Source organism: Paraburkholderia bannensis NBRC 103871, from assembly GCF_000685015.1.
In the GTDB taxonomy this organism is placed as follows: Bacteria; Pseudomonadota; Gammaproteobacteria; order Burkholderiales; family Burkholderiaceae; genus Paraburkholderia; species Paraburkholderia bannensis.
Genome location: NZ_BAYA01000015.1, coordinates 81,626 through 93,447, shown reverse-complemented (window position 1 = coordinate 93,447; position 11,822 = coordinate 81,626). Strand labels below are relative to the sequence as shown.

General features: G+C 65.8%; 11 protein-coding genes. 8 read left to right on the top strand and 3 right to left on the bottom strand.

The genetic code is table 11. The features are described 5' to 3' along the window. The first annotated feature begins 36 nt into the window (after nucleotides 1-36). Nucleotides 37-723, top strand: coding sequence for a nitroreductase family protein (locus BBA01S_RS22725; protein ID WP_027818469.1), 687 nt, complete (start codon nucleotides 37-39; stop codon nucleotides 721-723). A 34-nt stretch (nucleotides 724-757) separates the two neighbouring features. Beyond that, on the top strand, nucleotides 758-1,522 hold the full coding sequence (locus tag BBA01S_RS22720; protein ID WP_027818468.1) for an enoyl-CoA hydratase/isomerase family protein: 765 nt from the start codon (nucleotides 758-760) through the stop codon (nucleotides 1,520-1,522). A gap of 58 nt (nucleotides 1,523-1,580) precedes the next feature. Here BBA01S_RS22720 and BBA01S_RS22715 read toward each other — a convergent pair whose 3' ends face one another. The 3 genes from BBA01S_RS22715 to BBA01S_RS22705 all read right to left on the bottom strand — a co-directional run bounded on the left by BBA01S_RS22715 (nucleotide 1,581) and on the right by BBA01S_RS22705 (nucleotide 4,520). After that, complete coding sequence (locus tag BBA01S_RS22715) at nucleotides 1,581-2,378, bottom strand: IclR family transcriptional regulator (protein WP_027818467.1); 798 nt, start codon at nucleotides 2,376-2,378, stop codon at nucleotides 1,581-1,583. Continuing rightward, a complete protein-coding gene (locus BBA01S_RS22710; RefSeq protein WP_027818466.1) occupies nucleotides 2,375-3,160 on the bottom strand; it encodes an IclR family transcriptional regulator in 786 nt (261 codons plus the stop codon). Before BBA01S_RS22710 ends, BBA01S_RS22715 begins: the two co-directional genes overlap by 4 nt. Nucleotides 3,161-3,368: 208 nt before the next feature. Beyond that, complete coding sequence (locus tag BBA01S_RS22705; protein WP_027818465.1) at nucleotides 3,369-4,520, bottom strand: acyl-CoA dehydrogenase family protein; 1,152 nt, start codon at nucleotides 4,518-4,520, stop codon at nucleotides 3,369-3,371. A 242-nt stretch (nucleotides 4,521-4,762) separates the two neighbouring features. On the opposite strand from BBA01S_RS22705, the gene BBA01S_RS22700 reads away from it, so the two are divergent. From BBA01S_RS22700 to BBA01S_RS22675, 6 genes are all read left to right on the top strand, one after another. Then, nucleotides 4,763-5,656, top strand: a complete 894-nt coding sequence (locus BBA01S_RS22700; protein WP_156966038.1) for a MaoC/PaaZ C-terminal domain-containing protein — start codon at nucleotides 4,763-4,765, stop codon at nucleotides 5,654-5,656. Nucleotides 5,657-5,683: 27 nt separating this feature from the next. Then, nucleotides 5,684-6,433: an SDR family NAD(P)-dependent oxidoreductase gene (locus BBA01S_RS22695; protein WP_027818463.1), complete on the top strand. Its 750-nt coding sequence runs from the start codon at nucleotides 5,684-5,686 to the stop codon at nucleotides 6,431-6,433. Between the two features lie 106 nt (nucleotides 6,434-6,539). Next, a complete protein-coding gene (locus tag BBA01S_RS22690) occupies nucleotides 6,540-7,748 on the top strand; it encodes an acetyl-CoA C-acetyltransferase (RefSeq protein ID WP_027818462.1) in 1,209 nt (402 codons plus the stop codon). Between the two features lie 24 nt (nucleotides 7,749-7,772). Further along, entirely contained in the window at nucleotides 7,773-9,734 is a 1,962-nt protein-coding gene (locus BBA01S_RS22685; protein WP_042297711.1) for an AMP-binding protein, read from the top strand. Nucleotides 9,735-9,747: 13 nt separating this feature from the next. After that, nucleotides 9,748-10,602, top strand: a complete 855-nt coding sequence (locus BBA01S_RS22680; RefSeq protein WP_027818460.1) for an IclR family transcriptional regulator — start codon at nucleotides 9,748-9,750, stop codon at nucleotides 10,600-10,602. Nucleotides 10,603-10,636: 34 nt separating this feature from the next. Continuing rightward, nucleotides 10,637-11,818 carry a CaiB/BaiF CoA transferase family protein gene (locus BBA01S_RS22675; RefSeq protein WP_027818459.1) on the top strand — a complete coding sequence of 394 codons (1,182 nt, stop codon included), beginning with the start codon at nucleotides 10,637-10,639 and terminating at the stop codon, nucleotides 11,816-11,818. Nucleotides 11,819-11,822 lie beyond the last annotated feature (4 nt).

The window sequence follows — 11,822 nt, the reverse complement described above, 5'->3', positions numbered from 1 at the left end:
CGCGCCGTGGCCAGAATAGATAAGGATTCCTTTTAAATGACATCGCATACTCCTGATCTCGCGGCATTCGACCGCTTGACGGACGGCCGCTTCACCTGCCGCGCCTACCAGAACAAGGCATTGGACGTCGCGCTGATCCGCCGCATTGTCGGCATGGCAGGCCGTTCGGCCTCGTGGTGCAATGTGCAACCGTGGCAACTGGTCATCACGGAAACACTTGAAAGCACCGAAAGCTTTCGCGCAGCGCTGATGGAGCGCGCGCGCAGCCACCCTGAAAACGAATCCGATTTGCCCTTTCCGCCGCGCTACGAGGGCGTCTATGGCGAACGCCGGCGCGGCGCGGGCATCGCGCTGTATTCGTCGTTGGGCATTGGGCCGAAGGACACCGAACGCAGCGCCGAGCAAGCCATGCGCAACTTCCGCATGTTCGACGCGCCCCACGTGGCCATCGTCACGGTGCCGGTTGCGCTGGGCCCGTATGCGCTCGTCGATGCGGGCGGTTTCATTTCCGCATTCCTGCTCGCGGCTCATGCGCACGGCGTAGCGACTACGCCGCAGGGCGCGCTGGCTCGCCACGCGCATTTCGTGCGCGAGTATTTCGACATTCCCGATACGCAGCAGATGATCTGCGGCATCTCGTTCGGTTACGCCGAAGTCGAGCATCCGGTGAACCAGTTCCGCACCACGCGTGCGGGCGTCGACGATCTCGCGCGCTTCGCGTGAGCACGGCGCGTCACCCGACAAGGAGGGGAGCGCCATGACCGTGTCGATCGACGAACCCGCACCGCAGGTGCGTCGCCTCACGCTGGAACGGCCCGAGCGCATGAACGCGCTCGACGGCCCCACCTTGCGGGCCTTGAACGAGGCGGTGCTCGATTGCGCAGCGGCGGCGAGCAAGGTCAAGGTGCTGGTGATTCGCGGCAGTGGCCGCGCCTTCTGTGCGGGCAACGACCTCAAGTGGCTCGCAAGCGGCGTACTGGACGATGGGGCCGCGCACATGCGTCATCAGGATCTGATGCAGGACACCTACGAGCGCCTTGAGGCCGCCCCTCAGATCGTGCTGGCCAGCGTCAACGGTTACGCCGTGGCGGGCGGGTTCGAGCTGATGCTGGCTTGCGATCTGGCGATTGTCGATGAAGCTGCGCAACTCGGCGACGAACATATTCGCCGCAATTTGCTGCCAAGCGGCGGCAGTTCGCAGCGCTTGCCGCGCAAGTTGGGGTTGCAGCGCGCCATGCTCTACCTGGTGACGGGCCGCCGCATGACGGGCAGCGAAGCGCTCGCGCTTGGTCTCGCCGTGCAGGCCGTGCCTGCTGCGCAACTGGAAGCGGCCACGCTGGAACTGGCCAAGGAGATCGCCCAGGCCGACGCGCTTGCGCTCGCCAGCATGAAGCAGATGGCGCGCCGCTCGATGGAACTGCCTCTTGCCGACGGTTTGCGGTATGAACGCTGGATGCAGCACTGCTACCGGACGCAGTCGCCATCGCTGGAGGCGGGCGTGCGCGGTTTTGCTGGTACTTGACTTGCGCGTTATCTCGCAGGCGCTGCACGCCGCCTCAGAAGCGGCGTTTCCGATTCAGCTAGAGACCGCTGTCGCAGTTTGACAGGTACGCTTCCAGACGGTTGGCCGTTTCCCTGAGCGCTGGAGCGATACGATCGCGCTCGGCTTCCAGATTGAAATCGACATCCGCCTTGCCGCAGCTCAGGCTCATGAGCGTGCGGTCGCGGCCCAGCCGCACGGGCAGCGCCACGCCAAACGTGCTGCGCTGGAAACCACCCAGCACAGCACACGTGCCGGTGGATTCGAGTTCGGAAAACGATGCGCGGATAGCGTGCTCCAGCGCCTCGCCTTGCGCTCCAGCGCGTCGCTTGTGCTCCTCGATCAGGGACTCGCGCGCATCTTCAGGCAGGCCCCATAAATAAGCTCTCCCAATCGATGTGGTGCTCATCGGCAATACGGAGCCGATGCCCAGCCGCAGCGTTGCGACCTTGCGGCTCACCCGGTAATCGACATAAAGCATGTCGATGCCATCCTGGATACCCAGCGCGACGGACACATCCAGACGGTCGGCCAGTTCCTGCATGAGCGGCTGCGCAGACTGCAGGAGCTCGTTGGTTGCCAGATAAGCATGGCCAATTCCCAGCGCGCCGATTGAGAGTTCGAATTCGCGCCTGCCGGGGACGAGCCGCAGGAAACCCGTCTGGATCAAGGTGGACGTCAAGCGTGAAACCGTAGCCTTGGAAAGCCCGGTGCGCCGCACCAGTTCGGCATTGCTCAGCGGCGCGCGATTCGAGCGAAACGCACGCAGGACTTCCAGCCCGCGTTCCACGGTCATCAGCGTCGAGTTGTCGGTTGAATCGCTGGTGGGGACATTCATGACAAGGCCCTCGAATGCTGAATTTCCTGCGCCATGCGCACCAGCGCCGGGCCCAGCTCGCGCTCGCTGCGCGCCCGGCCGACGAGCATGGATGGCCCCATGCAACTGACCGCCAGCGGCGACTCGCCGGGCAATTGAACCGGGGCGGCCACCATCGTCATGGGTTGCCCCGACTGCCCGAGCGCGACGCAGAAGCCTTCTTCGCGCACCTGGCCAATGGCTTCGCTGGGGCGGCGGTTCGTGCTCGCGCTGCGCTCGCGCGAAGGTTGCAGTGCGGCGCTTCTGAGCAGATAGTCGCGCTCGCCATCGGGGAGACTGGCGAGTAGCGCCCAGCCCGCCGCCGACGATGCGAGCGCCAACCGCGTGCCGATCGCCGGTTGCAACGAGGCCGGAATGGTGCTGGTGCAGCAACTGTCGATCACGACCACATCGAGCCGGTTGCGGGCGCAGAGATGAACATGCACCTGATGGCGCTCGGCGAACAGGTGCATGCGTTGATGGGCGACTTCGTGGGTCTCGATATCGGCTGCGGCGCGGTAGCCCAGCGCCAACGCCGACGGCCCGAGGCGGAAACGTCTTTTGCCGCTATCGCAGCATAGATAGCCTGCAGCGACCAGCGTGCGGGTCAGTCGCGTCACCGTCGAAGCCGGAATGCCGGTTCGCTCCGAAAGATCGCTATTGCAGAGCCAGCGTTCGGCGGGCGTAAACGCGCACAGCATGGCGAGCGCGCGCGCAAACGGCGTCACGATCGGGCCGTGTTTATCCGCGCGAGTTTCGGTCACGGAAAGAACATCAGAGGAATTCGAGCAATACATGATCTGTCTCTGGGAAACGCATGGCTAGCATAATCACCAAACTAACGATCATTAGAATTCGCGTGTCTTGCTGTGTCGATTGGGGTTTACTCTTTTGTGCAGGACGCCGGGCTGCGATCGCTGTAGGGGCGCGATCGCAGCCTGTTTCGCGAGACGGCGCAATGGCCGGACAGGGTTACTGTGCCTCGCGGATCATGTTGCGAGCGATGACGATCTGCTGGATCTGCGTCGTGCCTTCGTAGATGCGGAAGAGGCGCACATCGCGGTAAAAGCGCTCGATGCCGTATTCGGCCATATAGCCCGCGCCACCGAAAATCTGCACTGCGCGGTCGGCCACGCGGCCGCACATTTCCGAGGCGAACAGCTTGGCGCAGGACGCTTCGGTGCTCACGGGCAGTTTGTCGTCGCGACGGCGCGCGGCGTCCAGCACCATGCTGCGGGCCGCGTAGATTTCCGCACGGCTGTCTGCCAGCATCGCCTGCACCAGCTGGAAGTCGGCAATGCGCTCGCCGAACTGCTTGCGCTCCATCGCATAGGACAGTGCCATCGACAGCATGCGTTCGGCTACCGCCACGCACACGGCGGCGATGTGGATGCGGCCTTTGTCCAGCACCTTCATCGCGGTCTTGAAGCCCTGGCCTTCCTTGCCGCCAATCAGGTTCGCGGCGGGCACGGGCACGTTATCGAAGATCACGTCGCAGGTATGGGCGCCTTTCTGCCCCATCTTCTTGTCGCGTTTGCCAAAGCTGATACCGGGTGTTTTGGCATCGACGATAAATGCGGAGATGCCGCCCGATCCCTTGTCGTCCGGGTTGGTGCGCGCCATCAGCGTGAAGATGCCCGCTTGCGGCGCATTGGTAATGAAGCGTTTGGTGCCGTTGACCACGTAGTGGTCGCCGTCCCTGATTGCGGTGGTGCGCAGGGACGCCGCGTCGGAGCCGGACTCCGGTTCGGTCAGCGCAAACGAGGCGATCAGTTCGCCGGTCGCGAGGCGCGGCAGGTATTTTTCCTGCTGCTCGGGCGTGCCGTCGAACAGAATCCCCTGTGAACCGATGCCCACCGTCGTGCCCAGCAGCGAGCGGAAAACCGGTGAAGCACGGCACAGTTCGAAGACGGCCAGCACTTCTTCTTCCATGGTCAGTTCGAGGCCGCCGAAGCGTTCGGGAATGGTGAGGCCGAACAAGCCCATCGCCTTCATGTCGGCCACGATATCGGCGGGGATTTCGTCGGTTTCGGCCACGCGCTCCTCGTTGGGTACGAGGCGTTCGCGCACGAAGCGGGCGATGGTGTCGAGTAATCCGTTGAGCGTTTCCTGATCGCGAATCATGTCGGCTGTTCAATCGATGAATGAAGATGGCTCATGCTGCGTCAGCCCTGCGAGCGAGGCAACGCTTTTGCTGCGCCTGTTCCGGGAAATGGAATGGCGTCGATGCGCCTGGCAAGAGCCGTTCGCGATGCGGCACCTACGTTGGCGCCCGTGCGTCGTGCCAAGGTACGGAACGCTCGGTGCAAACCCGTTGACCGGGAAAGCGGCCGGTTTCATCGTGGGGGCTAATCCTCAACGCTGCCATGTCTGTCATGCCCACCACGTCGCTCAATCCCGCCCAACTTCTGGCACGTCCGTTTCCTGTCGTCGAACACGCGTTCTCCCGGCGCGATACCCAGCTCTACGCGTTGGGTCTGGGCCTGGGCACCGATCCGCTCGACGCCGGGCAATTGCGCTATGTCTACGAGGGCAAGGACGGCGAGTCGCTGCGCGCCGTGCCGACGATGGCCAACGTATTGGCTTATCCGGGTTTCTGGGCGCGCGAGCCCGATACCGGCATCACCTGGCAAAAGCTTTTGCATGCCGAGCAGGAAATCCGCCTCCATGCGCCGCTACCTGCCAGCGGCCGCGTCAAGGGCGCGACCCGCATCACCGGCCTGTGGGACAAAGGGGAGGGCAAAGGCGCTTTCCTGCAGCAAACGCGCGAGATTGCCGATGCCGAAACGGGCCAGCTGCTCGCCACCGTGACGCAGTTGAGCCTGCTGCGCGGCGACGGCGGTTTTGGCGAAGGCGGCAGCGCGGGCGCGCCGCCTGCACCGCACGCGATGCCCGAGGGCGCGCCCGATTTCGTGTGCGATCTGGCCACGCCCGCCCAGCTCGCCTTGATCTATCGCTTGAGCGGCGATCTGAATCCCTTGCATGCCGATCCGGCCGTTGCGGCGGCGGCGGGTTTCGCTCGCCCGATCCTGCACGGCATGGCGCTCATGGGCGTGGCGGCGCATGCCGTGCTGCGCGCGGTGCTGGCTTACGACGACACGCATTTCACCGGCATGCGCGTGCGCTTCACCGCACCGGCGTGGCCCGGCGACACGCTGCGCACCGAGATGTGGGTGCGTGGCAGCACGGTGTCGCTGCGCGTCACGGCGCTTGAGCGCGGCGTGATCGTCTTGAACAACGCGCGGGTCGATCTGACCTGAACATCACAATAGTTAGGAGTCTGGAAAATGGATCTGGGTTTGAGCGGCAAGGTGGCGATTGTCACCGGTTCGGCACGCGGACTGGGCGCCGCCACGGCGCGCAGGCTCGCACAGGAAGGCGCGAGCGTCGTTATCACCGATATCAACGGGGAACTCGCGCAGGCGACCGCGAAAACGCTGCGGGACGAAGGCCTGGCCGCGCACTGCGTGGTAGGCGATATCACACAGGCCGCCGACGTGCAGCGTCTGGTCGATGAAACCGTGGCGCATTTCGGCGGCGTGCATATTCTGGTCAACAACGCTGGCGCGCCGCGCGACAAGTACCTCGTCAAGATGAGCGAGGACGACTGGGACTTTGTCATGACGGTCATGCTCAAGGGTGCTTTTCTGGCCGCGAAAGCAGTCATGCCGCATTTCATCGAGCAGGGCTGGGGGCGTCTCATCAACATCAGTTCGCGCGCGCATCTGGGTAACCCGACGCAGGCGAATTACTCCGCCGCGAAGGCCGGGTTGATCGGCATGGCGAAGGCGCTTTCGATGGAGGAAGGCCGCTACGGCATCACGGCCAACTGCGTGGCGCCGGGTTTCATGGAAACGGAAATGGTGCAGGCGCTGCCGACCTACGAAACCATCAAGGAGCGCGCCGTGGCCGCGCAGCCGATCAAGCGGGTGGGACGCCCCGACGATATCGCCGACGCCGTTGCGTTTCTCGCCAGTGAGCGCGCGGGCTTCATCAGCGGCGAAGTGCTGCACGTCACGGGCGGCCGCTACGGCTGATTGCGAACGCGCATCGACGTTCAGGACGAACATTCATGACAACGGCCAGCGCAGGGCAAACCGGCGCTGGCGTCGAAACTCTTCAGTGATTCAAGAGGCAATTCAAATGAAACGAGCAGCCATCGTCTCCCCGCTGCGCACGCCCGTGGGCGCATTCGGCGGGGCGTTGAAGGGCGTTCCCGTCGAGGAACTGGGCGCAACCGTGGCGCGCGAGATCGTGTCGCGCACCGGCATCGACGCAGCGCGAATCGACGACGTCGTGTTCGCCCAGAGTTATGCCAGCGGGGAAACGCCGTGCACGGGCCGCTGGGTCGCATTGCAGGCCGGCCTGCCGATCGAGGTGGCGGGCATGCAGCTCGACCGGCGCTGCGGCGGCGGCGTGCAGGCAATCGCCACGGCGGCCATGATGGTGCAGACCGGCGCGGCCGATGTCGTGCTGGCGGGCGGCGTGGAAAGCATGAGCAACGTCGAGTACTACACCACCGATATGCGCTGGGGCAAACGCGCGGGCTCGGTCAAATTTCATGACCGTCTGGATCGCGGCCGCGAGCGCTCGCAGCCGGAGGAGCGTTTTGGCCGCATCAGCGGCATGATCGAGACGGCGGAGACGCTGGCGCGCGAATATGGCATCTCGCGCGAAGCGTCCGACCGCTTCGCTGCGCGCAGCCATCAGCGCGCGGCGGCGGCTCAGGCGGCGGGCAAGCTGGACGCGGAACTCGTGTCCGTGGCCGTGCCGCAGCGCAAGGGCGACCCCGTGATCGTGAGCAAGGACGAGGGCGTGCGCGGCGAGACGACGGCAGAGAGCCTCGCCAGGCTCAAGCCCGTCATGAAGGACGGCGTGGTCACGGCGGGCAACGCCTGCCAGCAGAACGACGCGGCCGCCGCTTGCCTGATCGTCGCGGAAGACAAGCTCGAAGAACTGGGCTTGACGCCGATGGGCTGGCTGGTCGGCTGGGCGGCGGCGGGCTGCGACCCCGCGCGTATGGGGATCGGCCCGGTGCCTGCGGTGCAGAAGCTGCTCGCCCGCACGGGGCTGACCTTCGACCAGATGGATCTGATCGAACTCAACGAAGCCTTCGCCTGCCAGGCGCTGGCCTGCGTCTCGGGTTGGGGCAGTTCGATGGAGGCGCTGGAAGATCGCCTGAACGTCAACGGCTCGGGCATTTCGCTGGGTCATCCGGTGGGCGCGACGGGCGTGCGCATCATGACCACGCTGCTGCACGAGATGCAGCGCCGCAAGGCGCGCTATGGCCTGGAGACGATGTGCATCGGCGGCGGCCAGGGCATCGCCATGATCGTCGAGCGCGCCGTATAAAACATCGAAGACGGAATACAGATCATGAGCAATCCTGAATCAAGCCACGTGTGGCAACCGGGCGAGCGCGAACTCCAGAACGCCGGCATCGTGAAGCTGATGCGGGCGCTGGACGTGCCCTCGTATGAAGCACTGATGCGCGTGTCGATCGATGAGCCCGAGCGTTATTGGACTACCGTCATGCGCGAGTGCGCGTTCGTCTGGGACGAGCCGCCCACGGCCTACGTGGATCTGTCGCGCGGGCCGCAGTTTCCGGGCTGGTTCCCGGGCGGGCGGCTCAACTGGGTCAACACGATCTATGCATGGGCCCGCCATCCCGCCACGGCGCAACAAAAGGCGGTCGTGGCCGAGCGCGAGGACGGCAGCGTTAGCGCGCTGACCTACGCGGAACTGGAGACGCGCGTGCGCGACTTCGCGGCGGGCCTCGCGCAGCGCGGCCTCAAACGCGGCGACCGCATTGGCCTGCTGATGGAAAACGGCATCGAGGCCACGGTCTCCCTGCTGGCGATCGTGCATCTGGGCGCGCTGGTCGTGCCGCTCTTCAGCGGCTTTGGCGTCGATGCGATCGTGGCCCGCCTGGCAGCCGCCGAGGCGCGCATGGTCATCGCGTCCACGGGCTTTTCGCGCCGTACGAAGCGGGTCGATGTGGAGGGCGCGCTGCGCGACGCGTGGCGTCAGTTGCCGCTGGTCGAGCACGTCATCTGGAAGCGCGCCGAGGCAGAAGCCGCCCAGCATGCGGCCGACCCGCGCGACCTCGACTGGCAGGACACGGCGAGCGCCGCGCGCGGCCAGGGTACTGAGGCTGTCTCAGTCACGCCCGACACGCCGTTCATGGTGATCTACACCTCAGGCACGACGGGCAAGCCCAAGGGCGTCGTGCATACGCACGGCAGCTTCCCGATCAAGATCGCACACGATTCGCTGATCCACTTCGACGTGCATCCCGGCGATGTGTACTGCTGGCCCGCTGACATGGGCTGGATCGCGGGCACCCTCGTGCTGGGCTGCGCGCTGCTGCGCGGCGCGACACTGGTGTGCTACGACGGTGCGCCTGACTATCCCGACTGGTCGCGCATGTCGCGCGTGGTCGAGCGCCACAAGGTCACCCACTTCGGCTCCGCACCCACGTTGATCCGCGGCATGGCGAGCCACGAGGCGCAGGCGCTGCAGGGCGAGCGCTCCACCGTGCGCCTGCTCATCACGGCGGGCGAGGGCATCGCGCCGGAGCACTTCAACTGGTTCCTGCAACGCTTCGGCGACGGCACGGCGCCCGTCATCAACTACACCGGCGGCACCGAGGCGTCGGGCGCGTTGCTGGCGAGCGTGCCGATCCGGCCGATTCCGCCCAGCGGCTTCAACACGGTTTCGCCCGGCGTGGCGGTGGATGTGGTCGATACGGCGGGCAACAGCGTGACTGGCGCAGTGGGCGAGCTGGCAATTCGCGCGCCCTTCGTCGGCATGACGCAGTCGTTCTGGCGCGATGACGACCGCTATCTGGAAACCTACTGGCAGACCATCCCAGGCGTCTGGGTGCACGGCGACCTGGCGCTGCGCACGGCCGATGGCAACTACTTCATGATGGGACGCTCCGACGACACGCTCAAGGTCGCGGGCAAGCGCCTTGGCCCGGCCGAGGTCGAGGAGGTGGTGCTCGAACTGCCGGACGTGGCCGAGGCAGCGGCCATCGGCGTGGCGGATGAGCAGAAGGGGCAGAAGCTCGTCGTCTTCGTGGTGCCGAAGCCCGGCTCGTCGAGCGCGCGCCCAGATCTGGAGGCCGCTGTTTCCAGCCACGTGGACAAGCGCCTGGGCCGTCCGTTCCGGCCTGGCCGCGTGCATGTGGTCGAGCAGTTGCCGAAGACGCGTAGCTCCAAGATCATGCGCCGCGTGATCCGCAGCGTGTACTGCGGTTTGCCGCCGGGCGATCTGTCGTCGCTCGACAATCCCGCCGCGCTCGACGAAGTGCGCGCCGTGGCGCCTTCGGCCTGACGCAGACCAGATCATGAGCGTCGGCCAGCCGCTGAGCGAGGTGCAGATCGCGCTGCCCGATGCGCCAGCGGAGCGGTTGTCGGTTGCACTGAGCCGCTCACCAGGGACCAAGGTGGTCACGCCGCTGGTGCGTGCGCTCGCGCTGATTGCGGCCTTCGGGCCGCAGGAGCGCTGGCTGGGCAACGGGCAGCTCGCGCAACGCACGGGGCTGCCGCCCTCCACGGTGTCGCGGATCACCCAGTCGCTCGCGAGCCTGGGTTATCTGAGGTACGACAGCGTGCAGCGCAAGTACCGGCTGTGCGCGGCCGTGCTGGGCCTCGGCTATCCGGCCATCGCGCATTCGGCCATTCAGCGGCTGGCGGCCCAGCGCATGGCGGCGTTTGCGCACCAGCACGGGCTGCATGTGTGTCTTGCCGTGCGCGACCGCCTCGATCTCGTCGTGCTCGAATGCCGGCGCAGTGTGGCGTCGCCGTTCATGTTGCCGCTCCATGTGGGCATGCGGGTCGGCATCGCGCTGTCGCCGATGGGCTGGTCGCTGCTCGCAGCGCTCCCCGAGTTGGAGCGCAGCTATCTGCTCGAGAACGTCGAAAGGCGCACGCCGCGCGATTGGGCGAGGCTTCGCCGCCGTGTTCTGGAGGGCATCGCGCAGGTCGGCGAGACGGGCTATTGCACCGCGATCGGCGAATGGGAGCCGGAGCTGGGCATCCTGGCCGCTTCCGTTCTGCTGGAGGGGAACGCGCCCTTTGTGCTGGTCTGCATCGGCGCGAGCCGCGTCATGAGCCGCGCGCGCGTCACGCGCGAACTGGGGCCGCGTCTGCTGGCGATGGCGCATGAACTGCAATCGGAATTCAACGTGATCGGTCATTGACTTCGGGTCGGGCCGGTCTTCACGCGAGACAACAATGAAAGTGCTTGAAGGAATCAAGGTTCTCGACTTTGGCCGCTTTATTGCCGGGCCGTACTGCTCGGCGCTGCTGGCGGACTATGGCGCCGAAGTCATCCGCATCGACCGCGTGGGCGGCGGCGAAGACCGCTTCATCGTCCCTGTCACGGAACAGGGTGAAGGCGCGTTGTTTTTGCAGGTCAACCGCAACAAGCGCTCCATGACGCTGGATCTCGATAGCGAGGAAGGCCGCGAGATCGTGCGCAGGCTGGTGGCCGACGCCGACGTGGTGATCGCCAACATGCCGCCGCGCACGCTCGCGAGCCTCGGGCTCGACTACGAGAGCCTGTGCCGCATCAAGCCCGACATCATCCTCGTGGCCGCCAACGCGTTCGGCAACAGCGAGGCGGTGCGCGACCGCCCGGGCTTCGACGGTGTGGGCCAGGCGTTGAGCGGCGCGGTGCATATCGCGGGTACGCCGGATCAGCCGCAAAAGGCGATGGTGCCCGTGGTGGATTTCGCCACCGCCTTTTCCTGCGCGCTGGGCACCGTACTCGCGCTTTATGAGCGTCAGCGCAGCGGGACGGGGCAGGAGGTGAGCGCATCGCTGCTGTGCACGGGGCTGAACATGGCCAGCGGCGCGCTGATCGAGGAAGCGCTGCTGGGCCTCGACCGCGCCGCCACGCTGAACCGCGCGTCCAGCTACGCGCCCTCGGACATCTTCAAGGCGAAAGACGGCTGGTTCATTACTCAGGTGATCGGGCGCCCGATGTTCAAACGCTGGACGCAACTCGTAGGCCGCCCCGAACTGCTCGACGATCCACGCTTTGCCGATGACCGGCTGCGCGGCGAGCACGGCGAGTTTCTGAGCGAGGTGATGTCGGCGTGGTGCCTGGATCTCTCGCAAGCCGAAGCACTGGCGCAACTCGAACGCGCGCGCATTCCCGCTGGCCCTGTCAATTCGCCGCGCGAGGCGCTCCAGGACAAGACCATCGAAGCCGCCAATCTGATTCACTGGATGGACTACCCCGGCGCGCCGAAAAAGGTGCCGATTTTCGCCACGCCTGTCTCGCTGTCGCGCACCCCGCCCGAGATCCGCACGCGGGCTCCGCTGACGGGCGAGCACACCGACGAGATTCTGGCCGCTGCCGGTTACGACGCCCAGGCCATCGCCGGACTGCGGCAGCGCAACGTCATTTGATCCT

What these genes read in the sequence shown, in the direction of transcription:
- BBA01S_RS22675 (WP_027818459.1), top strand. Translation starts at nt 10,637, where the DNA reads ATGAAAGTGCTTGAAGGAATCAAGGTTCTCGACTTTGGCCGCTTTATT.
- BBA01S_RS22680 (WP_027818460.1), top strand. Translation starts at nt 9,748, where the DNA reads ATGAGCGTCGGCCAGCCGCTGAGCGAGGTGCAGATCGCGCTGCCCGAT.
- BBA01S_RS22700 (WP_156966038.1), top strand. Translation starts at nt 4,763, where the DNA reads ATGTCTGTCATGCCCACCACGTCGCTCAATCCCGCCCAACTTCTGGCA.
- BBA01S_RS22690 (WP_027818462.1), top strand. Translation starts at nt 6,540, where the DNA reads ATGAAACGAGCAGCCATCGTCTCCCCGCTGCGCACGCCCGTGGGCGCA.
- BBA01S_RS22725 (WP_027818469.1), top strand. Translation starts at nt 37, where the DNA reads ATGACATCGCATACTCCTGATCTCGCGGCATTCGACCGCTTGACGGAC.
- BBA01S_RS22705 (WP_027818465.1), bottom strand. Translation starts at nt 4,520, where the DNA reads ATGATTCGCGATCAGGAAACGCTCAACGGATTACTCGACACCATCGCC.
- BBA01S_RS22695 (WP_027818463.1), top strand. Translation starts at nt 5,684, where the DNA reads ATGGATCTGGGTTTGAGCGGCAAGGTGGCGATTGTCACCGGTTCGGCA.
- BBA01S_RS22685 (WP_042297711.1), top strand. Translation starts at nt 7,773, where the DNA reads ATGAGCAATCCTGAATCAAGCCACGTGTGGCAACCGGGCGAGCGCGAA.
- BBA01S_RS22720 (WP_027818468.1), top strand. Translation starts at nt 758, where the DNA reads ATGACCGTGTCGATCGACGAACCCGCACCGCAGGTGCGTCGCCTCACG.
- BBA01S_RS22715 (WP_027818467.1), bottom strand. Translation starts at nt 2,378, where the DNA reads ATGAATGTCCCCACCAGCGATTCAACCGACAACTCGACGCTGATGACC.